This window comes from Natroniella sp. ANB-PHB2 (genome assembly GCF_046097105.1).
Lineage (GTDB): Bacteria > Bacillota > Halanaerobiia > Halobacteroidales > Halobacteroidaceae > Natroniella.
This window is the reverse complement of sequence record NZ_CP175562.1, coordinates 2088834-2113442: the sequence shown is the minus strand read 5'-3', so window position 1 is coordinate 2113442 and position 24609 is coordinate 2088834. Positions and strand designations below refer to the sequence as shown.

Annotated in this window: 22 protein-coding genes; all 22 read left to right on the top strand. The window is 34.9% G+C overall.

The window, feature by feature from the left end; all coding sequences use genetic code 11:
• Positions 1-44 precede the first annotated feature (44 nt).
• The 22 genes from kdsA to ACKF5P_RS10395 all read left to right on the top strand — a co-directional run bounded on the left by kdsA (position 45) and on the right by ACKF5P_RS10395 (position 24447).
• A complete protein-coding gene (gene kdsA / locus ACKF5P_RS10500; RefSeq protein ID WP_408955150.1) occupies positions 45-872 on the top strand; it encodes a 3-deoxy-8-phosphooctulonate synthase in 828 nt (275 codons plus the stop codon).
• A 7-nt stretch (positions 873-879) separates the two neighbouring features.
• Complete coding sequence (locus ACKF5P_RS10495) at positions 880-1875, top strand: SIS domain-containing protein (protein ID WP_408955149.1); 996 nt, start codon at positions 880-882, stop codon at positions 1873-1875.
• Positions 1876-2033: 158 nt separating this feature from the next.
• Entirely contained in the window at positions 2034-2522 is a 489-nt protein-coding gene (locus ACKF5P_RS10490; protein WP_408955148.1) for a KdsC family phosphatase, read from the top strand.
• A 571-nt stretch (positions 2523-3093) separates the two neighbouring features.
• Positions 3094-3966 carry a lysophospholipid acyltransferase family protein gene (locus tag ACKF5P_RS10485; protein WP_408955147.1) on the top strand — a complete coding sequence of 291 codons (873 nt, stop codon included), beginning with the start codon at positions 3094-3096 and terminating at the stop codon, positions 3964-3966.
• A gap of 271 nt (positions 3967-4237) precedes the next feature.
• Positions 4238-5119, top strand: a complete 882-nt coding sequence (locus ACKF5P_RS10480) for a lysophospholipid acyltransferase family protein (RefSeq protein ID WP_408955146.1) — start codon at positions 4238-4240, stop codon at positions 5117-5119.
• Positions 5119-5697 (top strand): LPS export ABC transporter periplasmic protein LptC, encoded by a 579-nt coding sequence (gene lptC, locus ACKF5P_RS10475; RefSeq protein WP_408955145.1) that lies wholly within the window; start codon positions 5119-5121, stop codon positions 5695-5697. Before ACKF5P_RS10480 ends, lptC begins: the two co-directional genes overlap by 1 nt.
• Positions 5690-6322 (top strand): LptA/OstA family protein, encoded by a 633-nt coding sequence (locus ACKF5P_RS10470; RefSeq protein WP_408955144.1) that lies wholly within the window; start codon positions 5690-5692, stop codon positions 6320-6322. Before lptC ends, ACKF5P_RS10470 begins: the two co-directional genes overlap by 8 nt.
• Positions 6322-7038, top strand: a complete 717-nt coding sequence (gene lptB, locus ACKF5P_RS10465) for an LPS export ABC transporter ATP-binding protein (protein ID WP_408955143.1) — start codon at positions 6322-6324, stop codon at positions 7036-7038. The genes ACKF5P_RS10470 and lptB overlap by 1 nt, the downstream gene beginning before the upstream one ends.
• A gap of 18 nt (positions 7039-7056) precedes the next feature.
• Positions 7057-8151: an LptF/LptG family permease gene (locus ACKF5P_RS10460; protein ID WP_408955142.1), complete on the top strand. Its 1095-nt coding sequence runs from the start codon at positions 7057-7059 to the stop codon at positions 8149-8151.
• 299 nt (positions 8152-8450) lie between these two features.
• Entirely contained in the window at positions 8451-9596 is a 1146-nt protein-coding gene (locus tag ACKF5P_RS10455; RefSeq protein ID WP_408955141.1) for a DUF3084 domain-containing protein, read from the top strand.
• A 5-nt stretch (positions 9597-9601) separates the two neighbouring features.
• A complete protein-coding gene (locus ACKF5P_RS10450; protein ID WP_408956655.1) occupies positions 9602-9982 on the top strand; it encodes a resolvase in 381 nt (126 codons plus the stop codon).
• A gap of 447 nt (positions 9983-10429) precedes the next feature.
• Complete coding sequence (locus ACKF5P_RS10445) at positions 10430-10894, top strand: chemotaxis protein CheW (protein WP_408955140.1); 465 nt, start codon at positions 10430-10432, stop codon at positions 10892-10894.
• A gap of 546 nt (positions 10895-11440) precedes the next feature.
• Positions 11441-12667, top strand: a complete 1227-nt coding sequence (locus ACKF5P_RS10440; protein ID WP_408955139.1) for a hypothetical protein — start codon at positions 11441-11443, stop codon at positions 12665-12667.
• Between the two features lie 200 nt (positions 12668-12867).
• A complete protein-coding gene (locus ACKF5P_RS10435) occupies positions 12868-14028 on the top strand; it encodes a hypothetical protein (protein WP_408955138.1) in 1161 nt (386 codons plus the stop codon).
• Between the two features lie 130 nt (positions 14029-14158).
• Positions 14159-14695, top strand: coding sequence for a DUF3575 domain-containing protein (locus ACKF5P_RS10430; RefSeq protein WP_408955137.1), 537 nt, complete (start codon positions 14159-14161; stop codon positions 14693-14695).
• Positions 14696-16017: 1322 nt separating this feature from the next.
• Entirely contained in the window at positions 16018-17721 is a 1704-nt protein-coding gene (locus tag ACKF5P_RS10425; protein ID WP_408955136.1) for an S-layer homology domain-containing protein, read from the top strand.
• A gap of 489 nt (positions 17722-18210) precedes the next feature.
• A complete protein-coding gene (locus ACKF5P_RS10420; RefSeq protein WP_408955135.1) occupies positions 18211-18420 on the top strand; it encodes a hypothetical protein in 210 nt (69 codons plus the stop codon).
• Between the two features lie 17 nt (positions 18421-18437).
• Entirely contained in the window at positions 18438-18605 is a 168-nt protein-coding gene (locus ACKF5P_RS10415; RefSeq protein WP_408955134.1) for a hypothetical protein, read from the top strand.
• Between the two features lie 48 nt (positions 18606-18653).
• Entirely contained in the window at positions 18654-18920 is a 267-nt protein-coding gene (locus ACKF5P_RS10410) for a hypothetical protein (protein ID WP_408955133.1), read from the top strand.
• A 367-nt stretch (positions 18921-19287) separates the two neighbouring features.
• Positions 19288-22290 carry a hypothetical protein gene (locus ACKF5P_RS10405; protein ID WP_408955132.1) on the top strand — a complete coding sequence of 1001 codons (3003 nt, stop codon included), beginning with the start codon at positions 19288-19290 and terminating at the stop codon, positions 22288-22290.
• 20 nt (positions 22291-22310) lie between these two features.
• Positions 22311-22979, top strand: coding sequence for a hypothetical protein (locus ACKF5P_RS10400; protein WP_408955131.1), 669 nt, complete (start codon positions 22311-22313; stop codon positions 22977-22979).
• Between the two features lie 22 nt (positions 22980-23001).
• Positions 23002-24447, top strand: coding sequence for a hypothetical protein (locus ACKF5P_RS10395; protein WP_408955130.1), 1446 nt, complete (start codon positions 23002-23004; stop codon positions 24445-24447).
• Positions 24448-24609: the final 162 nt, after the last annotated feature.

The following is a 24609-nucleotide window of genomic DNA, read 5'->3' as shown; positions in this document are numbered from 1 at the left end:
GAATGCTAACTAGTAACTAATCACTAAGAATGAGGGGGATTATGATGGTCAAGGAGATTATTTTAAATGAAGAAGTTAGATTTGGTAATGGAGGACCTTTTGTCTTGTTGGCAGGGCCGTGTGCTTTAGAGAGTGAAGAAGGAGCTTTAAGGATTGGGGAGCAGGTTAAAGAGATTACTACTCGCTTAGGAATTCCTTATGTCTTCAAGGCATCTTATGATAAGGCTAACCGCTCTGCAATTGACTCTTATCGCGGGCCAGGTTTAGAGAAAGGGTTGAAGATTTTAGAGCGGATTAAGCAGGAGTTAGAAGTGCCAGTTATCTCTGATGTTCATTCAGTTGAGGAAGCTAGAGTAGCTGGAGAAGTCTTGGATATTCTTCAGATTCCAGCCTTCTTATCCCGTCAGACAGATTTAGTAACAGCAGCAGGTGAGGCAGGTAAATTAGTTAATGTTAAGAAGGGCCAATTCTTGGCTCCGTGGGATATCGATCAAGTAGTAAGAAAGATTGAAAGTACAGGCAATGAGAAGATATTATTAACTGAACGGGGTGTTAGCTTTGGTTACAATAATTTGGTAGTTGATATGAGATCATTGCCACGGATGAGAAAGACCGGTTATCCAGTCGTCTTTGATGCTACTCACAGTGTTCAACTACCAGGGGGAGCAGGAGATTCTTCAGCAGGTGAAAGAGAATATGTTCCTTACTTGACTCGTGCAGCAATAGGAGCAGGAATTGATGCCTTATTTATGGAGGTTCATGATCAACCTGAAAAAGCTTTATGTGATGGAGCGAATATGGTACAAATTGATGATTTAGAAGAAATCTTAATCCAAGCTCAAGCAATCGATCAAGTAGTTAAAGGAGGATAATAAATAGATGATTCCTAAGGAGCTAGCTGACATAGAAGCAATTGAGATCAAACGTCAAGCACAAAAAGCATTAGAGATTGAAGCAGAAGCAATTAAAGAATTGAGCGATTCAATTAATGGGGATTTTGTAGAGGTAGTTAAGCTTATCTTAGCCTGTTCAGGAAGAGTTATCTTGACTGGAATGGGTAAGTCAGGTCTGATAGCTAAGAAACTAGCAGCTACTTTGGCCAGTACAGGAACTCCTTCTTTCTTCCTTCACCCGGCGGAAGCGATTCATGGTGATTTGGGAATGGTTACTAAAGAAGATATTATAATTGCTCTATCTAATAGTGGAGAGACAAAAGAGGTAATCAATATCTTGCCTGTAATTAAACGGATTGGTGCTCAGATTATTGCTTTGACTGGAGGAGTGGCTTCTACATTAGCAGAGAATGCTGATTATTTTTTAAATACAAGTGTAGAAGAGGAGGCTTGTCCGCTAAATTTGGCCCCTACAGCTAGCACGACAGCTACTTTGGCTTTAGGTGATGCATTAGCAGTCTCTTTATTACATGTGAGGGACTTTAAACCGGAAGATTTTGCTTTGTATCATCCAGGGGGTAGCTTAGGTAAGAAATTATTATTGACCGTTGAAGATGTACTTAATATCCGAGAAGAGAATCCAATAGTAGATCAGAAGACGAGTTTAAAACAGACTTTATTTACGATGACTTCTACTAGAATGGGAGCAGCTAATATTGTCGATCAAGATGGTAGATTAGTTGGAATTATTACTGATGGAGATATCAGACGTCAGTTAGAAGATTCTTCTGACTTGTTAAACTTATCTGCTAAAGAGATTATGACTGCAAATCCAACAGTGATTACTGTTGATAAGTTAGCAGCCGAAGCATTAAAGATTATGCAAGAACAAGAGATCAGTGCTCTACCGGTCACCAATGAGCAAGGCCAGCCGTTAGGATTGATTAACTTTCAGGACTTACTTAAAGCAGGCGTTCTTTAAGAGTATTGAATATTGAATACTTTAAGAGCATTGAATAATGAATAATGAATAAGATTAAAGATTAAAGATTAAAGATTAAAGTCAGTTGCTTTTTTGATTTCAATTGTTCAATATTAGATATTAAATATTAAATAAATAACGATAGGGTGATCAAAAGGATGAATAGTAATTTAAAGGAGAAAGTAGAAGAGATTAAGATGTTCATTACCGATGTTGATGGAGTTTTGACTGATGGTCGGATTATTTTAGGTAGTGAGGGCCAAGAGTTTAAATGCTTTCATGTCCATGATGGATTGGGTATTAAGTTGGCCCAGGAAGCAGGAATTGAAGTAGCAATTATTACTGGTCGTAAGTCAGAAGCTGTTACCCGACGGGCTGCTGAGTTAGGATTAGAGGAGGTTCATCAAGGGGTTAAAGATAAATTAGAGGTGTTGAAGCAGTTATTAGAGCGGTATAATTTAACTGTAGAGCAAGTGGCTTATATCGGTGATGATCTAAATGATTTGGTGATTTTAAAAGAGATCGGCTTGGCGATGACGGTTGCTAATGGAGTTGATGAGGTTAAGGAAGTAGCAGATTATGTGACAAATAAAGCAGGTGGACAAGGGGCAGTTAGGGAAGCGATCGAAGTAGTGATTGGTGACTGAAGATGAATTAAATTACAATTATGTGTAACTTTTGCTTAGAACCATAAGGGAGATTTCTCGTTCTGAAAGATTTTTTCTGAGCTTCTAAGATTCGTCTGCGAATAAATAAGAGCTAGCTAATTTAAAAGTAGGGAAATTAGCTAATTCATACTCTTATTTATTTCTCGACTTATCAAGAAGCTAGACGAAAAAATCTAGATGTCACTGTAAAACATCCCTCATGATTTATAATTAGTTAGGTTTTAGGAAAATTTTGTTTGAGCTGAGCATAGATTCTGTAATTAAATTCCTTAACAGCAATTGTATTTAAAATAAATAATGAATTTAATTTGAAATAGGTAGTTAGCTTGGGTTGCGAGTTTAATTTTCCTTTGTTTTTAGGTTTTTTTCCTAAATTTTTTTGCAGTAAAAAAATTTAGTCGAGGAAGGGCTGGTTTTTAGCCCTCTCGAAACTGATTTTGAAGTTTATTGGTTGAGGATTTTAATTTTAAAAGTGAAACTATATATCAATGAAATTTTAATTTCACACGAGAAGTCAATGATCAAAGTTAAGAGTTAGGAGGCAGAAAAGGTGAAATGTAAATTGCTTTACTTAATATTTATAGTTATAAAAAAAATTGCTAATTTATTACCTCCTAAAATATGTTATGATATCTTTAAAGGGATAGGTTCACTAGCTAATTATCTTGTTGGTAGTAAAAAAGAAAGGGCAGTTAATAATTTAAAGAGAGCTTTAGCAATCTCTGAAGAGAAAGCAGAAGGGATAGCTAAAGGTGTTTTTCAAGATGCTGGTCTTAAGTTAGGTGAGGTTTTATGTCTGGAAGCTTGGCAGGAAGAAGACTTTAAAAATAGAGTTACTGTCGAAGGTTTTCATTATTTTAAAGAGGCTTATCAGCAGGAGAATGGAGTTGTTTTATTTACAGGACACCTAGGCAACTGGGAGATTTTAGGGAATTACTTTGCAGCTTTAGGATATCCTCTCAATGCTTTGGCCAAAAACCAAAAGAATAATATTCTTAATCGAGAGTTATTAAAAATTAGAAGCAGTAGAGGGGCCAACGTCTTTGATATTGGGACTAAAGGTGTTGCTAGAGCCTATAAATCCTTACTAAAAGGAGAATTACTTTTAATCTTAGGTGATCAGGATGCACGGGAGGCAGGGTTATTTGTTGACTTTTTTGGACAACCTGCATCGACACCTAAAGGGCCAGTTGTGTTGGCCCAAAAAGCAGGCAGTCCAATCTTACCGATTTATTTAGTAAGAGAAGGATTAAATCAATATCGAATGGTGATTAAAGAACCTATATATGTCAGTCAAGAGTCAGATGAGCAAGAACTGAAGGATAAATTACAACAGTTGACCTCTTCATTAGAAGGGATGATTTGCGAGTATCCTAAGCAATGGGGCTGGTTTTATAAACGGTGGAGGACGAAAGAGCATTGAATATTGAATAATGAATATTTAATATTTAATAATAAAAAATTAAATGTTCAAAAGCATTTAATATTAAAGCGATCTTAAGTTTTTTTGTTTTGATTTATTAATTATTCAAATGTTAGATATTAAATATTAAATAAATTTCAGTTGTTTTTTGGTTTAAATTATTCAGTGTTCAATATTAAATATTAAATAAATTTCAGTTGTTTTTTTTGGTTTAAATTATTCAATGTTAGATATTAAATATTAAATGAACTTCTAGTTAGGGGTGTGTTTTGTGGGAGATTGGATCGGGTATTTATCATTTAAATCATTTAAAAGAGTTGTTAATTTGCTACCTAATCGAGTCAGTTGTTGGCTAGCTAAATTAGTTGGTAGTTTAGCTTTTCATCTGGCTAAAAGGCGTAGGGAGTTAGCAGTTAAAAATATTAAGTTGGCTTTTGATTATTCTACTAAAGAAGCAGAAGAGTTGACTAAAGATGTCTTTCAAGATTTGACGGTAAAGTTTGTTGAAATTTTAGGCTTGGAGAGTTGGACAGAAAATGATTTTGAGCAAAAGATAGAGGTTGAAGGAATGGAATATCTCAAAGAAGCTTATCAACAGCAGCAAGGAGTCATCTTATTTACAGGCCATTTTGGTAATTGGGAGCTATTGGGGATTTATTTAACTATATTGGGGTATCCTATGAATGCAATTGCTCGGATGTATCAAAATCCTAAGATTAACCAGGAGATCTTACAGATTAGAGAAGAACGTGGGGCCAATGTTTATGATAAGAAGGGGCGGGGGGTTAAGAAGGCCTTTCGCTCTTTATTAAAGAAGGAGTGTTTATTGATCCTTGGTGATCAGGATGCTCATAGTAAAGGGGAGTTTGTTGAATTTTTCTCTCGATTGGCATCGACACCTAAAGGGCCAGTTGTGTTGGCCCAAAAGACTGGTGCTTTAGTTTTACCTGTTTATCTCGTTCGAGAGGGGTTAAATCAGTATCGATTGATGATTGAGCCACCACTTAAAGTTGCTAAAGATGCAACTGCTCAGGAACAAAAGGCTAAGCTACAACAGTTGACCTCTTCTTTAGAAAGAAAGGTTAGAGAGTATCCTAAGCAGTGGTTATGGTTACATCGAAGATGGAAGACTAGGCCTGAGGAGGCTGATTAATGAATAAAAAAGTGATTCTGCTAGTGGTAATTGCGATAGCAATTGGAGCAGCAGTCTTATTAATCGATAATTCAGCTGAAGAAGAGACCAGAATTACACCAGAGCCTGTGCGAGATGATGGAAGAGAAGAGAGAGTGGCTGAAGTAGAATTAGAGGATGCTATGATCACATTATATAGTGATGATGAAGCTACTAAATGGGAGTTAGGGGCCAAAGCGATTAAACAATTTATAGAGCCAGAGCAGGTTGTCTTAGAAGAGGTTGAGGCTAAAATTTCAGAAGATGGGGTTAAGCAGACCAGATTAAGGGCAGCTAAAGGAGATTTTGATCCTAAAACAGGCCATCTCTCTTTTACTGGGCCAATTACGATTGAGAATGAGGATAAGTTATTACAAGCTGATAGCTTAAATTGGAATCAGGTACGGAATGAATTGATTGGACAAGGAAATGTATTACTTAAACAATCAGGTATGGAGATTACTGGAGAGCAGTTTGTCAGTCAAATAGATCTGAGAAGATTAAGGCTCAGTGGTGAGGTAGAGGCAATTACTCAAAAAGTAGGTGAAATGAATGAATAAGTATTTAATTGGGGTAATCAGTACAATTATACTCTGTTTAATGGTTACAGCGGTATTAGCAGGAGAACAGCCAGAGATAGAATTGAGAGCAGATGAATTAATTATCGATGATTTAGAAGGAGAAGTAACTGCTAAAGGCAATGTCAGTTTTAGAGAAGGGGAAGTTAGCTTAACGACACAAAAGCTAATGGCTAATCAAGAGTTAGAGCAGTTAGAAGCTGAAGGAGAGGTAGTCTTTAAGCAGCAACAACAGCGGATGGCTGGTGACTATTTAATCTATGATAACCACTCTCAACAAGGAAGGTTAGAAGGAGATCCTAGGGTTGAAGCTGATGGATTATTGATTACAGCAGGACAATTTGAATTTGATCTAGCTGCTGAGCAATTTACAGCTATCGATCAGGTCTATCTTGAAGATCAAAAGGATGATTTTGTAGCTTATGCAGAGCGACTCGAATTTTACCACCAACGTGAGCAGGTAGTTCTAACTGGTAATGTTAAAGCTGAGCGGGGCGAGCAGAAGATGAATGCTCAAGAGATTGTATTTGATCTAACAACCAGAAAGATGGAGGCTAGAGGAGAGACGAAATTAATTCTTCCTGGTAGGCAGAGGGGTGATAATTAATGCCGATTAGAGCAGTTGATCTGATTAAAACTTATGATGGCAAGAATGTAGTAGATGGGGTCAACTTTAAGGTTGATCAAGGTGAGATTGTAGGAATTCTAGGGCCAAATGGAGCAGGAAAGACGACTACCTTTTATATGGTGGTTGGATTAGTAAGCCCTAATTCTGGTAAGATTGAGTTAAATGGTAATAACATTACTAAATTACCGATGCATAAGCGGGCCAGAAAGGGAATTGGTTATTTGGCCCAAGAGGCTTCTGTCTTCAGAAAGTTGACAGTAGAAGAGAATATAATGGCTATTTTGGAGATGATCGATCGTCCAGAGGATAATCAAGAGATTATGGAGCAGTTGTTGGCTGAGTTTGATATTGAGTATGTCAGAGACCAAAAAGGTTATATGCTGTCGGGAGGAGAACGGCGTCGGGTAGAGATAGCCCGTTCTTTGGCTGCCGATCCAGACTATATCTTATTGGATGAACCTTTTGCAGGGGTTGATCCGATAGCTGTTAGTGATATTCAAGAGATTATTTCTCATTTAAAAGAGCGAGGCTTAGGTGTTCTGATTACAGATCATAGTGTCCGAGAAACTTTAGCTATTACTGATCGGGCTTATATTATGCACCAAGGTGAGATACTATTATCAGGCACTTCTGACGAAATAGCTAATAGTGAGTTAGCTAAGAAATTCTATTTAGGCGAGAAATTTAAAATGTAATGTGAGGTGCGCAATTAGATGAAGATTATATATCGCTATATATTGAGCGAATTGATTCAGCCTTTTCTCTTTGGTGTATTTGCTTTTACTAGTATTTTTATCGGTTCAGATGTCTTAAGGAGATTGGCGGGGCTGATGATGGATTATGGTGCTTCTTTGTGGACTGTAACCCAGTTGTTCTTTTTAAGTCTGCCCCAAATTATCATTTTTACCTTTCCGATGTCTATGTTATTAGCTACTCTGTTAGCTTTTGGTCGTTTATCTGGTGATAGTGAGATTACAGCCTTAAAAGCAGGTGGGATCAGCTTTACCAAATTGATTATTCCAGTTTTGATTGTAGCTTTTTTAGTCAGTGGTGTGACTGTTTGGTTAAGTGATGGCTTAGTTCCACTCAGTATTCAAGTCTATGAGGATCTAGTCTGGGAGATCAGACGGGGAGAGCAGCGCCCAACTACTCAAAGGAATCTACGGATAGCACCGGTTGACTCTAGTACTGGCAGGCTGGATTTTGTCCTGGTAGCCGATAAATTTGATGGAGCAACTCAGACCTTAGAGGGGGTCAGCTGGCAGGATTTTGAGGATGGAGAGCTAGTTACGATTATTCAAGCTAAAGAGGCTGTTTGGCTAGAGGAGCAGTGGCAGTTTATTGATGGTAAGATTTATCGAATTGAAAATGATGGTCGAGTTCCTCAGACTGAGTTTGAACGGTTGAATATGCAAGATAAAATAAGTAGAGATCCTGGTGATGTCTCACGTAGTGGTACCGACCCTGATGAGATGACTTTAGGTGAGCTACGGACACATATTGATCAAATGGAGGAAGAAGGACGGGATGTCAGTGAACTCTTAATTATCTATCATCAACGCTATGCAGTTCCTTTTGCTTCTTTTATCTTTGCTATTGTAGGGGCACCTTTAGGCTTAAAACCTAATCGCTCTGGTTCATCAATCGGACTGGGTTTGAGTATTATTGTTGTTTTTATTTATTATGTATTGATGACAGTGGGTTCAGCTTTAGGGCAAGCAGGGACGGTTGCTCCGTGGCTAGGGGCTTGGTTGCAGAATATTGTTTTTGCGGGAGTTGGAGCTTGGCTTTTAGCTAAGAAGCATTGATATCTGTTTTTTTCGGTATGACATGAGGGAGCTTTTTCATTCTGAAAGATTTTTTCTAAACTTCTAAGACTCATCTGCGAATAAATAAAAGCAAGCTAATTTTAAAATGGAAAATTAGCTAAACCAAGCTTTTATTTATTTCTTAATTCGTCAAGAAGTTAAACGAAAAAATCTAAATGTCACTGCAAAACCTCTCTCATGATAAGATATTAGGCTTTTAAGACTTTGATTTTAAGATTTTAACTGTACACTATACACTATACACTATAAACTATACACTGAAGCTAAGGGGGGCCAATATGTATGGAATCAGATTAGTCATAGTTCTAGTAATCATGGGTGGAGCAATAGCTTATATTGGCGATAAGATTGGGATGAAGGTTGGAAAGAAGCGATTATCCCTGTTAGGTTTAAGACCTAAGCATACGTCAATTATTATTACCGTCTTAACTGGAGTACTGATCACAGTCAGTTCTCTACTCCTACTATTGGTTGCCTCAGAAAATGTACGGTTAGCTTTATTTGATATGCAGCAGTTAGTGGAACGAATCGACTTACTTGATCATCAGGTAGCTACTAAGGATGATGAATTGGGAAAATTACAAGCTGAAATTGGGGTTAAGATCGATGATCTGTTGACTTTAGAAGAGGACAAAGCACTCTTAGAAGAGGATAAGTTAGAGCTAGAAGAGCAGTTGAGCTCAACTAAAAAGGAGTACCAACAGGTTAAAGCAAGTAAAGAAGAGTTAGAGACTAAGGTGGATAAGCTTGCTGTACAGCGAGAGGATCTAACCCAGCAGGTCGATAATTTGGCCCATAACTTGAGCCTCTTTGGTAGAAAATACCTTCATTCTTTGACAGGGGATATTGCTTATCAGAAGGGTGAAGTTATTTTTGATAGTTCATTACAGGTTGATCGAGAGCAAGCAGCGATTGAAGAAGATTTACTTACAACTCTTGAAACTGCTAAGGGCTCACTGGAAGAAGGCTCTAATTTAGAAGATGTTAAATATAAACAGCAGGATTTTGAGGAGTTAGTTGAGTTACTAGCTGAACGGGAAGGTCGCAGTGTTGTCCGTCTGGTAGCAGCTCAAAATACTTTTAAAGATGAGGATCTATTACTTGACTTTGAATTATATCAGGATTATCAGGTTTACCAAGCCGATCAGCTTATCTTTGAGTATCAGTTGGCCCGGGTTGATAATTTAGCTGACTTGGAAGTTGAGTTGAATCAATTCTTATTTAAGTTGAATCAAAAAGTAGTTCGCGATGGAGTTTTACCTGATGATAAAGGTGAGATTGGAAGCTTGAGCTTAATTCACCTCTATCCAGTATTAGAAGAATTGTTGACAGAAGATGTAGAAAGAATTAAGTTGACTGCTACTGAAGATATTTGGCGTAGTGATCAACTGATCGACAACATAGAATTAAAGGTTAAAAGGTGATCAAAATGATAATAGCTATTGATCCAGGTCGTTATAAATGTGGGGTTGCGGTAGTCGATTCTGAATTGAGTGTTGAATATCAAGGTGTAATCTCTACTGTAGATATTGGCAAGCAGATTAGAAAATTAAAAGATGATTATCAAATAGAGCAGGTCGTTTTAGGAGATGGAACAGCAAGCGAGGTAGTTCAAAAAGAGATCGATGGTCTAATTGAGTATAGTTTGGTTGATGAAACAAATTCTACGTTAGAAGCACGTGACTTATATTGGGCCAAAAACCCTCCATTAGGTTGGAGAAAATTTCTTCCTCTTTCCTTACAGACCCCTCCTGAGCCGGTAGATGGCTATGTAGCGATTATCTTGGCTACTAGGTACTTTAAGAAGTAAGTTTCTCCCCTGCACTAAATCACCCCACTCAAAAACTCTTGTTATAATAAAAAAACATATCTTTGTGAAATAAAGACTAAATCATCATTATACCTATAAAAGTCAGAATAATCGAATAAATTAATTGCTAACATAAGTTGTCCAAAGTGGTTGATTATGTTATAATTAGTAAAGAGCATTGAAGAGTAAAGGCATTGAATATTGAATAATGAATAATGGATAATGGATAATGGATAATGAAGAACATTGAATAAACAAAGCATTGAGTAATCAAAAATACCGATTAATGAATCTTATAAATAATAGTTGATTATTCTTATTGATGAATTGATCTGGTTATTAAGTATCAAATGAATTCTAGCTGTTTGTGGTTTCAACTATCCACTATTAGGTGTTAAATATTAAGTATTAAATATTAAATAATCCATATAAGTCTGGGGGGATCTTATGGCTGTTACGAAACAGATGGTTATTTTTGAGTTGAATCAAGAAGAGTTTGGAATAGATATCAATAATGTCAAGGAGATCATTCGACCGGAAGAGATTAGACCGGTGCCACAGAGTTCAGAGTTTATTGCAGGAATCATTAATCTGCGGGGAGAGATTATAACGATAGTCGATTTGCGAAAAAAGTTTGGTCTAGAATCTGAAGTTGACTCTGATACAAGGATTATAGTAGTAGAGTTGGCTAAAGCTAAGGTAGGATTTATTGTTGATACTGCTTCTGAGGTCTTACGGGTTGAAGGAGATGAGATTGCTCCTCCTCCTAAGAGGATTGAAGGAATTCAGGCTGATTTATTGCAAGGAGTCGTCAAGCGAGATCAACGTTTGATTATCCTATTAGACTTTTTAGGGTTGTTGAGCCATGAGGAGGTAGAGGAGATTCAGCAGGTGGGAGAAGAAGTAGGTTAAGCAATAGCTATCAACTGTCAGTTATCAGCTGTCAGCTTAAAAGCAAAATCTTTAAACCAAGAAGGCTGAATTTGAACTTTATTGATTTATATAGTAATCTTAGCAAGAGAGCATATATTTACATAATTCAGAATTTTCATTATCAAAAGTAATATTATATATAGATTAACATAATAATCTAATAAAGTTATAATCATTATTTACAGAGTCTTAGGAAATGACCAATCTTTAAGTTCCAAACTCAGTTGATAAGATTAGTTGTCAAGCTTTATAATTATTACCAATCAACTTAAATTTGTTATAATAGATATTAAATTTTCTAATTAATATTTTATTTAGATTTTTTTAAAAAATTTAAATTTTAAGCAGGAAAATGGACATTAGTATAGAAACTAGTTACTGTAGATGAAAGATATCTTTTAACAAGCGGTGGGAAGGAGGTGAGACCCCGTAAACCGGTAAGCTTGATATATAAGCTTATTCAGTTTAATTTTATAAAAAATTAAATACAATTTTATAAGGATAAAATTGTTAAGGGGGATTATAATGAAAAAGATTTCAATTTTACTAACACTTGCGTTAGTTATAGGGTTAGCTGTTCCAGCTTTAGCTGTAGAGGGAGAAGTAACTTCAAAGGTTGATTTTGATGGTGATAATGTATCTTTCACTTATGCTGACGGAGAGGCTACTTTAGTTGATGAAGACGCTCTTAGTCTTGGGTTAACTTTCTTAGCAAATGATGCTGCTGATAATACATTTAAGTTGGGTTCAACTTTAGAATATACTGAAGTTGCTAATTTAACTGCTGGATTTGAAGGTGCTTTAGAAGATGACTATATGTTTGCTAAGCTAGGAACAGAAGATGATACTAGAGTAGGACTTGAACTTTTCGCTAATTATGAAGATGAGTTAGAAGCAGTTACATTTGGCGCTAACAATGATTTAAATGTAAAGAATGTAGAAGAGAATGATGACGATGATGAAGTATTAAGAGAAGGTGCTGAATTTGTAAGTGTTTTAACTATTAATCCATTCGTTAACTACGAAGAGGTAGTTGCACCAGGATTTACTGTAGGTGTAAATAATGATGTAGCAACTACGGTTACTGACTTTGATTTTGATACATTAGCAAACAAGTTAACTGTTAATCCTTATGCTAACTATGAGGTAGTAGTTGCTGAAGGTGTTACTGCTGGTGTAAACAATGAATTTACTTTTGAAACTTTAGATGATAATGAGAAACAAGAGTTAGTAGTTAAGCCTTTTGCTAATTTTGACTTTTCTGAAGAAGAGCTAACTTTAACTGTAGATAACCATATTGAAACTACGAGAGACTTTGCATCTGCTGAAGAAGAAGAATTTGAAACTGTATTGGTTATCGCTCCTAAGGTAGAGTATACTGCAATTGATAACCTTACTTTAGGTGTTGCTGGTGATTTAGATGATGATAATGAAATGATTATTATTAATGATTTAGTTGGTTTTGACAATATAGATATAGCAGCTAAGTCATATGCTAATTATAATGTAGAAATTGCACCAGGACTTACTGCAGGAGTAGATAATAGCATTGTAACTGAAAGAGAAGATGCTGAAGAATTTACAAATACAGTAACAGTTAAGCCAAATGCTGAGTATGAAGAAGAATTAACTTCAGACTTAGATTTATTTGCTAATACTAGTTATGAGTTAAGTAGTGAGTTAGATGAGTTAGGAGATCTATTTGATGAGGGAGACTTTGAAGTTACTGTAGGAGTTACTTACAACTTCTAATTATAGTTTAATTAGTATAATAAAACCTCTAGGGCCAACGCCCTGGGGGTTTTTTGTATTAATGCCAGGAATTTATTAGTGGTTAATGATGAAGGATAGAATTAGCTAATATGTAAATATTGGTTTACTTGATAACTTATACATATCTTGATATAATATTCATAATAATTTCATATAAAAGACTAATAGGAGGTTGGGGTATGAAAAAATTATCGATTGTTTTAATAGTTTTATTATTAAGTCTGATGTTAATTGGTGGGACAGTTTTGGCAGAGGAAGAAGGAACAGCAATAGAGATTACTGATGGAGAGATTGAGTTTGTGATCACTCCTTTTGCTCGCAGTAGTGTAGAGGAGGATGATTGGGATGGAACTCAAGTAACAAATAGGTTTTTAAATATTGGTGAGGGATATGTTGACTTAGAAGCTAAATTTACTGGACAAGCATTTAATGGTGTAGAATGGAAGGTAGAATTTGATAATATAGGTTGGAGTAGATTAGCTATTGCTAAGGAAGTAGGTAATGTTGGAGTGGGTATAGGTACTCCAAGTGGTTCTTATGATGGAGATACATATATAAAGTATAATTTTACTGATGAATTTGCTTTGAATTTTAAGCCTTTCGAAGCTGATTTTACAGTTGGTGATGAGTTTGAAGTTGGTCGTGGAGAACCAGGAATTGAGTTAGATTATCAGATGTCTGAGGAAATGGCTTTAAGTGGATCTTTCTGGACAACAGGTTATTCTACATCAGATATGAATGGAGTAGGTGGTGCTGATGATTCAAAAAGAGAGATTCAGTTTAAAGGGGAAGTTGACTATGAGGAAGATGATATCTCCTTGACAGTGGGAATGTTATTAGATATTTATCGGGAAGAGGAAAGAAGTGGTGAAAGAGAGCTTATATCGGTATATGGCACAGACTATTTTATAGCAGAAGAAAGCCTTATATTAAATGCTCTAGGTGAGTTTGAAGTGGCTGATGATTTAATCTTAGAAGGAGAAGCAAAGTTTGGTCGTGGAGGCTATGAAAATGAAAGTACTGGTACAGAAAAAAGTAGAACTGATTTAGGCTTACATGCTAAACTGACTAGAACCCTTGAGAATGAAGTTAAGGTTTATGGAGCCTATACTTTCGAAAGAACAGCTAGTGAAGTAGAAAAGAATTATGAAGAAGAGATTACTAAACTGGTTAATACATTTGCAGCAGGAGTTGAAAAGCCACTAGAAGATGGGCTGATTTTAATTAGCGATATTTCTTTGACTCCTTCAAGTATAGAAAGAGAGAGAAATGGAGTAGAAGAAGAAAGTTATAGTCTCTTTGATATGGCGATTACTACTGGTTTAAGATATCAATTTTAATTAGCCAGCTATAGGGCCAACCTTTAAAGGTTGGCTTTTTCAGATGTCTTAGTTGGATTATATTGATTTTATAGCAATAATATACTATAATTAGATATATTATTAAATTTTAAAAATGGAGGGGTTTTTAATGAGAAGTAACAAGTTTATCACAGTCAGTTTGATCTTAGTATTAACAATAGTTCTTTCTTCTGCAGCTGTCTTTGCTGAAGAAGTTGAAGAAATTACTTATTCAAGTGTAGTTACTGCTAATCCATTGGGAGTTCTTTTTGGTCTGTTTAATGCAAGTTATGAACAGCCATTACATTTCAGTACTTCTTATCAAGTAGGAGGTAGTTTTTATTCCTATGAGATTGGAGATTTAAAATGGAGTGGATTTGGTGTTGATGGTAGTTATCGAATGTATGCTGATCAAGCATTAAATGGATTGTATTATGGGCCAGTTGCTGGTTTATCATCTTCTAGTATAGAAGATTCTTTCGAGAAAGAAAGTGGCTTATCTTTTAGAGTTGGTGGAGTAGCAGGGCGACAGTGGATTATGGGAGATGGCTTTGCTATTGACTTGAATTTGGGAGCTGTCTATTCTATTAGTAATGTAGAGTTAGATGGTGAAACAGTAAGCGGTTTTAGTCCAACGTTGCGGCTTAATATTGGATATGCTTGGTAAAGTATAATATTTGAATTTTGGGATAGGCAGCTATGCTTATCCCTTTTTATATAGTGAGAATGTTAAATTATCAATATATAAAAGCTAAAAATTAAAATCATGAAATTCTTTACTCACTAATTCCCCAATAACTACCAAGAGGAATTAAGCATTTAATACTTAATGATTAATATTGAACATTGAACATTGAAAAACAATTGATAGTTAAAAGTAATTTACAATTAAAGAGCCAAAAATAAAATCAATGATTAAGTTAGAATCAATAGTTTACTAATAATTTAGTTAAGATTTACCAGAAGGAAACAGAGGAAAAACATATAATACTTAATAATGAACAGTTCGTAATTAAAACTCACTAATAATTACTAAAAGGAAATCGAAAGAAAAGGGCCAATAGATATAGTAATAAATAATTGAATAAAGCGTTACATATATTTGCCAAAAGGAATAATAGATTGAATGGTGAATGTTTAATACTGAAGAGTGAAAAACAATTTACAATGTACAAATTAAGATCAAAAGATACAATAATTAATCTAGAATCAATAGCCTAACAACAAATCTCTAATATTCACCAAGAGGACTTTAGAAAGAAACGTTAAATAACAGAGTAAGAGCAAAAACTTGAAAAAAAGTTGTGGGTTGGTTTTACTAGTCGCTAATCACAAATCACTAGTTACCACTAACTACCAACAGGATTTTAAAAGGATACGTTTAATACTTATGTTAGAGTGTAAGAAAATTGAGTTTGAGTTTAAGTTTAAGTCTGAATTTGAGTCTTTAAAAGTTCGAAGCCAGTCTTGAGCTTAGACAAGATAAGGCTACATATATTTTTTTGCCTGTAATGTCGAATTTTGTCGAAAGGAAATGACCCTAGGTCATTTTAGGTTAAGTCTGAGTTTAAGTTTAAGTAAAATCTACCCCTTTATGTTTTTGATGATTGATTTAACCTTAACCTCAAACTTAGCCCAAACTTAAATTAGTTAATTACTGAAATTAATATAGATAAATTATTTGTTTGAATGGTTAGCTGAGGCTGACAGCTGATAGCTAACTGCTAGTTGTTAAAGCAGTGTTCAAGTATCTTGATCCCAGCTTTGATCTTGGTCGAGAAAGGAGGTGTCCCCCACAGACTGTGAAGCAGGATTGACAGATACTTAGAACAGGTATTTTAGCTGGACAAGGCATAGTTACAAGGAGTAGGAAAGATTGAGGAAACAAGGCAACTCAAACTGGAAGCTCCTCTAGATTATGTACGTTATAGCTAAAATACCTAGATAAATCAAATCAATTAAACTTAAAAATCTAGGGGGAAATAAGAAATGAAAAAAACAATAACAGCATTATTGACATTAGCAATGCTAGTAACATTGACTGTACCAGCACTTGCTAATCCGTTCGCAGACGTACAAGGACATCACTGGGCATATGACGCATTGAATCAAGTAGCAGAAGCAGGAATTCTTGAAGGATATGAAGATGGAACTTATCGAGGTGAAGAAGAATTAACTCGATACCAAGTTGCAGTTTTAACAGCTAGAATGTTAGATGAAGTTGAAGCTGATAGCAATGAGTTAGAAGCAGAAGTTGTAGAGGCAATAAATCAATTAGCTACTGAGTTTGACCAAGAGTTAGCTGCAATTGATAGTCGATTAGCTGATGTAGAAGTAGTAACTATCTCTGGTGAGACTGGAGTAGAATATACAAATGTTAAGGTAAATAGTGACTTAGTAGATGAAGATGGAGAAGAGTATGCATATGAAAATCCATTTAGCGAAGATGATGACTTTACAGCTGAGGACTTCTTTAGACAGTATGCTGACTTTAATGTAAATGTTGATAAAGATGGTGTAAGTGCTGACCTTGATTTAGGAGTAGTTGGAAATTATTTTGGTCAATCTGATGAGGATATTTCTAACTTCGAATTAGATACTATCTCTGGTCAAGTTGTGACTGAAGATTTCTTAGCAACTATTGGTGAAGATCAAGATTTAGACTGGAAAGATTATTTATATGATGATGAAGACAATATCCACGGTATTATCTTCAAAGCAAATAATTCTACAGTTGCAGTAGGACAAGATGAAGATGAAAGAAATATTGCTTTAAGACAAGATAATTTATTCGATTTACCATTGAACGTATTTGCAGGTATTGAAGACGCAGAAGAAAGAACTACAGTTGCAGGGTTAGATACTGCATTTAACTTAGTAGGTGTTGACTTCACTGGTGAGCTTGCTACTAATGATTCTAAGTTAGATAGTAAGTTAGCTAGATTAGGAGCTGAACAAGAACTAGGAATGTTCAGAGTTGAAGGTAACTACAAGCATACTAATGATTTTGTAGCTATTCAAGCTGATGATGACTTTGTAGCAAATGAACAAGGATATGACTTAGGATTGTTTACTGACTTAGATAAGTTTGAGTTAGGAGCTAGATATGAAGATTACGATGTAGCAGGTCAAGATACTATTGTAATGGCAGAAGTTACTGAAGAGAACCCATATGCTTTCTTTAATGTAGATGTATTTGGTAACTATGAGTATGGATTAGACTCTCAAGATGAAGTAAGATATGTTGAAGCTAACAAAGATTTAAATGACATCTCTGTTGTTGCATTCTATGACTTCGATAATACTGGAGATGAAGATGTAGCTGATAAAGTGATGAGTGTAGCTTATGCACCAGAGTTTAAATTCTCTGGCGTTGACTTTGCACCATATGCTGGAGTAGCTGCTATCTATGATATCGATAACAACCAAGCTCTTAATACTGAAGCTGGTGTAGATGCAACTTATGAAGCAAATGATAGAGTAACTTTAACTGGAAGTTATGCTTGGGCTGACAAAGAAGCTCGAGTTGACTTAGCAGGTACAAAAGTAGCTTCTCAATTAGGAGCAGAATATAAAGTAAGTAATGATGCTACTGCATCAATCAATTACGAAACTATTGACTTCACAGGTGCTGAAGCTGATACTAGCTTTGACGCACAGAGTATTACTGGTGGAGTAAGCGTTAACTTTTAATTGAAACTTGATAGACAGATTAAAGTCCTTGGATTCTTTCCAAGGACTTTTTTTCTTACTATAATAGTCATCCAACTTTAAACTGGAAGATATATTAACGATAAGTTGGATGACAGTGACTAGTAAAAAACTCAAATTTTATTCTAGAGTTGCATAGCTATAAATAATTGTTGGATTTTAAGATGAAGTTTAATTACAATTCTGTGTACCTTAAGTAATCATTCTTCTAAAACAAGGGTAACCCTACGAGTCCTTTCGGACTCTTTGTAAAACTCACAGAGGGCGAACACATGGGTTCGCCCCTATAAGGTATATTATTTTACAAATTAAAATTTTCACCAAAAATCAAATCAGCTTCAATTTAGAGTTAGATATTTATATTGATTATATAAAAGTAGGGGTCGACCCATGTGTCGACCCCAGTATAAAGAAGTTTAAAAAGCATAATCTAAACTCTTAATGGAAGGATAAGGTTTAGGGGGTTAGATTATGAACGAAATAAATAATTTTCAAAGAAAAAGATTGAGGTTAGAGGAATATGATTACTCTCAAAATGGATATTATTTTGTAACGATATGTACAAGAAATAAAGAAGCATTATTTGGGAAAATAATTAATAATGAATCTAGCTTGAATGAAGCAGGGCAAATGCTTGAAAAATGGTGGGTTAAATTAGAGGAAAAATTTAATCTAAGGTAATGCAGTGGTTTAAAACAATGACAACAAATGAATATATTCGTAAAGTGCGAGAAGATAACTGGCAACCGTTTAACAAGAAATTATGGCAACGTTCATTTTATGATCGAGTTATTAGAAATGAAGATGAGCTGAATCAAACGCGAAAATATATTATTAAAAATCCAAGAAAGTGGGAGTTAAAGTAGGAGATGATTGTGGAAATGTAGAAATTTCTAACTAGGAGGTTGATGAGTTTGAAAAAAATAACAATAACATTTTTAATAGTTATGCTCTTAATGTTGCAGATGCCAATGGCTTTAGCAGGAACTGATACATTAGAAGTAGCTGAGTCTGAGCTGATCCAATTAGCCGGCCAACAGAAATTTGAGACGTTAACTGAGATTATGGAAGAGTTGGTCTATCTCAATCTAGCAGAAGAGATTGAAGAAGAGGAAGTTAAAGTAATTGATTTTGGTTATACTGAAGATGATCAGTTGAAGATCTATTATCAATTGAATTAAGGTCTGCTTTAAAGCACTGTCAATCTGTTGGTTGGCAGTGCTTTTTTATTTACATTGAATTGCGTTGAATATTGAATAATAGAGTTCAAACCCATAAATTTTAGGTAACGATAATAGCTGGAGACAAAGACAAAAATATATTTTGTTGAAAGTTGTTAGTTGAATAAAGGAATCAGGAGTTGATTCTAGAATATATTAAATAAGTTGGGAAATAGGAACGAAGTATAATAAATAAAATTATGCAAATTTTTGTAGCCAGTAAGAGCAAAGAAAGATATCATTTATAATGAGGAAGGAAAATAAAATTTAGTTTTGTTGGTAACAAATCCAACTTAGACTAAAAATCATTTGTAAGGCGGTGAGATGTATGAATAACTATAAAAATAGATGGTTGCTTTATTTTATGCTTATTATTGGAGTTGTTTTTAGTTTTAGTCCATTCGTTTTAGGAGCAGAAACAGATAATGAAATAATAAGTGAAATTGAAGAATTGGTTGGTAAGGTTAGTTATCACGATGAAATTGATGATGATATTGGAATTAAATTAGGGGATAACTTAACTGAGTATAGTGATAGTGATAATGCCTATAATTGGCGAATGGGAGAAGAACAAAGAATGGGCTTAGCTTTTGAGTTAGAAGATGGAATTGATGTATCTGATGCTGATAAAAATGAAGCAAGAGAATGGTTAAAAGAGGAATTTAATATTGAAGGTACAACGTTAAGTGAGAAAGAAGTTAACTTTATTTCTAATGGAGAAGGTGAGTTAATAAGAGTAGAAGTTGAATTTGTAATAGATGGAGATTTGTTTGGTAATGCAGTTCATACGATAACTTTTGAAGAAGATAATTTTTTCAACTTTATTATTGAAGCTCTTTATACTAACCCAGTAATTCAATCTGAATTAATAAGGCCAGTTGAAAGTGATGAAGATGAAATTTTAAATCTTGTTTCTGGACAAGTTTATTACCTTAATAGAGATCCAGAAGGCGAGGCTCCATGGGAGATTAATACAGAAATTAGATCAGGTGGTGGGATTGCAACTGGATTAGTCAGGGTTAATAATTTACCTTTTGATGATGAAAATATAGATGATGGCTTCTTTACCACTCCTTCAACAAGTGAATCTCTGACTATTTCAATTATTGCAGGTCTTACTGGTGAGTTTGACCCTTCAAGTGATATTGATGGTTTTACAGGTTATGAAGATTATCATGATAGCTTAGATCCAGTAGATAGTGAAGGTGCTGAAGTGGGTACAACAGGTGAAGAGTTTGGAGCTATGAATGATATGAGTAGAGCATTTGTGGGGGTTGTTGCAGATGGGTTTGGTACAAACTTAGATGAACATACTAGTGCAAGGTATTATTTTGTCTTTGATACGAATGATCCAACAGTTATACCATTAGATGATGAGGGAAGAGAAGAAGACGAATTTGATGGTAGTGCATTTCGTTATGAAAGCCGGAATCCTGAGATTAGAATTAAGATAGATGATGAAGAAGGTTCTGGAATTGCCAGTGATACTCCAATGGATTATTATGAAAATACTAATATAAGATATATCAGAAAAGATCAGTTGAATAATGATGATTTAGAGGTTATTAAAGGAAATGATTTTGATGAAACTGATAACATCTTCAGTCGTGCTGATGCAGGTTATATGCAAACAATAGATTTAGATGATCGAATTGAAGATGGTGTAAGAAATGACCAACAGGAGGCAGTCTTTACTCCTTGGGGAAAGAGTTTGGATGAGGGAAATTATTTTGTCTTTGTAGAAGTGGAGGATATGGCTGGAAATACTGGTCGTAAAGTTTTTGAAATTGAGATAGATCAATCAAAGCCGCGAATTCATACTCCGCGATTGAATGATGAAGTAATAGGCGAGGGGACTATTGTAGGTGCTGATGAGCTGAATTTATACTTTGAAGTTTCTGGTGCTAAAGATGTAATTTATGGAATTAAATATACAGGTGAAGACGACAATGAAAATAATGACTGGCTGATCTTTGGTGAATTTGATCTAGATTATAGTAGAAATGAGATTGAGAATAATCTTCTAGAAACTGATAACTTTCCAGCTGAATGGAAGGATGGAGATGAAGCTAAGGCAGGAGATTATCAAATCTTTATCTTAGCTGATGAAGAAAGGATAAAGTATTTAAATGGTGATGGTGAAGAAGAATGGGAAGAGATTAAAGAAGAATTAGAACAGCTGGAAGATGGAGAAATCCACTCAATAGATGAGAATTGGAATATAGAAGGTACAGTAATTAATATTGATCCTAGTCCTAGAGAAGATGAAGAGAAGAGAGCTTGGGAGGAGTGGATAGAGGATAGTATTGAGGTTGATGCAACTATTCCTGTGTATCAGACTGGTAGTATCAAATATGTACCACTTGATCAATTTGGTAGAGAAAATGCTGACTATCGTGAGTTAGAAAAAGATGGTGGTACTAGAAAGAATACAGCGGGGGATGAACCTAGCGGTATAGATGATTTATATCAAGTCCGGACTCCAGATCCTATATTCAAGCTGCAAGTTAGAAATAGTTCTAATATAGATACCAGTGACGTTAATATTTATTTCCTTCAGCGAATTTCTCGTTCAGAGGAGGATGATGAGGTTGGAGTTAGAGTAAGGGCTGGAATAATTGACCATACAGTTGATGATAACAGTATACATACCATCTATTTTAGTCCTAGTTTATCATTAGGAGAAGGACGAGCAGGTGCGTATGATATCCAATTATCTATCAGAGATGAGTTTGGCAATCAGTTAGGTGGGATTGAAGAGGTTGATCGGATAAGTGATTCTAATGAATTTACTACTGAGGCTGATATGGAAGAGATGAATGGTAGAATTCCTAATCTCTTTAGGATAGATACGGTTGAAGCAGATATAGACTTTAGCATTAGAAGTGGTCAGACGCTGAACACTAATGAATCTTCGGCTATGGAGATTAACTTAGATCCTGATAGCAACTTTGAACCTGGGAATTCACTACGGATTTATATTAATGACGCTTTGATTGTTGGCCCGCAAGAGGGAGAAGAAGAAGTCAAAATTTGGGATAGAGAAGGTAAGATTTATAGAGCAATAGATGACCACCAATATTATGAAGGTCCTTATGCAGATGGTGATATAGATCCTAATGGTTTTGATGTAATGACCTTTAATGATACGCATAGAATTATTCTTTTCTCTAGAAGGCCTTTTGCTACCGGTCGAAATGAAATTAGAGTAGCAGTTAGAACGGAAGAAGGAGAGATTGCTGAAAGAAGCATAAGCTTTGTAGCTGAAAATTATCGGGACGGCTTTGGTTTTGGAAGGCTATTAATTAGACCTACTGAAGATAATGATTAAATCAGGGGAGGGGGATACAGATGATTGCTAAATGGTATAAAATAATAACTCCAATATTGATGATAACCTTTCTTTCGGGTTGTCTGGTATTTGATAATACTGACTTGCACATGGATGAAGATGATGTAATCGCTGCTAAAGGGGATGGGGTGCGAATAGCAAGCCAATTTTTCGCCCTCAATACATATGAATACGATGAGGATTCTGAGTATAATTTTGATGATTTAATTAACCTTCTAGACCCAGAGCAAGATGGTACAATATTAATAATTGATCCGATTATGGGAGCTAGATATAGTAAAGATTATATGAGGTTAGAGGAGGAGCTTGAAAATCATATTTTTACAGAAGAAGATGGTTTAAAATATAGAGATAGTTATAAACTTGAATTTGAATTCGGTGATTTTAGATTTCAAGAGGATAATATTAGAAATACTGTAATCCCCTTCAGAGTTGAATTTAAGGTAAAAGAGACTATTGAAGATGTTTATGATGACTCTTCGACCCCTGAGCTATTAACGGATAATGGAACTATATTTTTTGAGTTGAGGCGCCATTCATCAAGGTGGTGGATTAATCAAATAACTATAAACTTTAGGGAGCTTGGTGCTGTCAGTATTGATAAGGATATTGATCATTATATTGATAAATACAGCCTTGATATGGACTACCCCGATGATTTTAGATGATAATTAATAAAGGTGGTTTAAGATGGAGCTTAATATTAAAAAGCTTTCTATAATTTTAGTTATAGTTTTTCTGGTGTTAGCTTTTAATTTGAATGTAGAAGCAATTGAAATAGAAAATAATAGTAGTTATAGTTTGCGAGGAAGTCTAGGTAGTAACATGAGTAATTTCAATCATTTATTTCGTCTTAACTATACAATTGAGACAGATGATTTTTCTTTACAGACTAGGGCCAACTTTTTAAAGGAGTTTCAAGCCAACTATGGCAAGTATCGTAAAGAAGATGGTTTGATAATAGTCAATCCAGATACTTGGAGTATAACTCCAAACTGGTATTTTAACCTTGATGAAGAGGATTTAAGAACCTTAAATTATAACTTGAAACTAACGTATAGTAATAAGATAATTGAGTATGGTGATATTTCTATTCCCAGTGGATCCCTTATGCCAGGAGGCTCTATGTTAGGAGGTTACTTAGAGTCTGGCAACCTTAAGGTTTGGTATGGAGATACTGAAGGTAGTGATAACCCTTTAGTTGGTGACCGAGCAGGGGTTAAATATCAAAGTGGTGATCGGGAAAGTTCATATCAATATCGTCAAAATAATGATGTTGGTGATAGCCATTATTTCAGTTATGCTGATATTCAAAAAGTAAATACCGGTGAGTTGAATTATTCACTTGGCTTGAGAGGGAATCCTGAAGAGTCAATTTATGGTTCGGCTATTAGAACTCGTTATGCTGATCAGTTTAGAGATGTTAATTACAATATAACAGGCTTTTATAGAGATTCTAACTTTGAGAAAGTAAGTGGTGGTTCTAGCTCTGAGATGAAACATACTTCATTCAGAATGTACAAGCAGTTATCTGATAGATTATTATTAGATTATGGTAACTCTTATAGAAGTACAGATCGGCGGAGATCAATTAATAATAATGTTAGATTTAACTATTATGGAGATACTCTCTATCGCTTTGATTTGAGGCAGAGATTATCGTTACGTTATGATGATAATGAGTGGGCCAGAAATAGAGAAAACTATATCTTTGAGATTAATAATGAACGTTCCAGTGTTGATTATCAGACTGGGTTAGAAGTTACCAAAAATAAGTTGCAAGATAAAAATGACGAGTACAATCTATACTTAGGACTCAGTAATTTAGAAGTTGCTTCTGTTGATCTGCGTAGTCGATATGATTTCCAAATGGATGATACTGATTTAAAATACCATACTTTGAGCTTTAATGCTAAATATGAGCGGGAGTTATTTGATAGAATAGATTATAATTTAGGTTATGATCTTTCTGTCAGTAATCAAGATAGCACTAACCATGAAATAAACCAAAGATTTCGGTTAGACCGAGCTATTAGTAAAAATCAAAATCTAGTTACTGTATTTAACTCTACTTATTATCCAACAAGAAGCTATTTTAGTAATGATTTAAACTTTAATTATAATTATAGATTTTAAGAGTTAGTTAGTATTTTTTATAAGCAGCCTTAATCTGGCTGTTTTTTTATTAATCATAGTTTTAAGGAAATTATGGAATAATATGACTACTCTAGAGCAGGAGCATATTGTAATTATATGCGTTAATTTAAGCAATTCTTTGAGAGGTTTGAAGTGAAGATT

Coding starts and splice junctions, on each gene's coding strand:
- kdsA (WP_408955150.1), top strand. CDS start 45: ATGGTCAAGGAGATTATTTTAAATGAAGAAGTTAGATTTGGTAATGGA.
- ACKF5P_RS10495 (WP_408955149.1), top strand. CDS start 880: ATGATTCCTAAGGAGCTAGCTGACATAGAAGCAATTGAGATCAAACGT.
- ACKF5P_RS10490 (WP_408955148.1), top strand. CDS start 2,034: ATGAATAGTAATTTAAAGGAGAAAGTAGAAGAGATTAAGATGTTCATT.
- lptC (WP_408955145.1), top strand. CDS start 5,119: ATGAATAAAAAAGTGATTCTGCTAGTGGTAATTGCGATAGCAATTGGA.
- ACKF5P_RS10470 (WP_408955144.1), top strand. CDS start 5,690: ATGAATAAGTATTTAATTGGGGTAATCAGTACAATTATACTCTGTTTA.
- lptB (WP_408955143.1), top strand. CDS start 6,322: ATGCCGATTAGAGCAGTTGATCTGATTAAAACTTATGATGGCAAGAAT.
- ACKF5P_RS10460 (WP_408955142.1), top strand. CDS start 7,057: ATGAAGATTATATATCGCTATATATTGAGCGAATTGATTCAGCCTTTT.
- ACKF5P_RS10455 (WP_408955141.1), top strand. CDS start 8,451: ATGTATGGAATCAGATTAGTCATAGTTCTAGTAATCATGGGTGGAGCA.
- ACKF5P_RS10450 (WP_408956655.1), top strand. CDS start 9,602: ATGATAATAGCTATTGATCCAGGTCGTTATAAATGTGGGGTTGCGGTA.
- ACKF5P_RS10445 (WP_408955140.1), top strand. CDS start 10,430: ATGGCTGTTACGAAACAGATGGTTATTTTTGAGTTGAATCAAGAAGAG.
- ACKF5P_RS10440 (WP_408955139.1), top strand. CDS start 11,441: ATGAAAAAGATTTCAATTTTACTAACACTTGCGTTAGTTATAGGGTTA.
- ACKF5P_RS10435 (WP_408955138.1), top strand. CDS start 12,868: ATGAAAAAATTATCGATTGTTTTAATAGTTTTATTATTAAGTCTGATG.
- ACKF5P_RS10430 (WP_408955137.1), top strand. CDS start 14,159: ATGAGAAGTAACAAGTTTATCACAGTCAGTTTGATCTTAGTATTAACA.
- ACKF5P_RS10425 (WP_408955136.1), top strand. CDS start 16,018: ATGAAAAAAACAATAACAGCATTATTGACATTAGCAATGCTAGTAACA.
- ACKF5P_RS10420 (WP_408955135.1), top strand. CDS start 18,211: ATGAACGAAATAAATAATTTTCAAAGAAAAAGATTGAGGTTAGAGGAA.
- ACKF5P_RS10415 (WP_408955134.1), top strand. CDS start 18,438: ATGACAACAAATGAATATATTCGTAAAGTGCGAGAAGATAACTGGCAA.
- ACKF5P_RS10405 (WP_408955132.1), top strand. CDS start 19,288: ATGAATAACTATAAAAATAGATGGTTGCTTTATTTTATGCTTATTATT.
- ACKF5P_RS10400 (WP_408955131.1), top strand. CDS start 22,311: ATGATTGCTAAATGGTATAAAATAATAACTCCAATATTGATGATAACC.
- ACKF5P_RS10395 (WP_408955130.1), top strand. CDS start 23,002: ATGGAGCTTAATATTAAAAAGCTTTCTATAATTTTAGTTATAGTTTTT.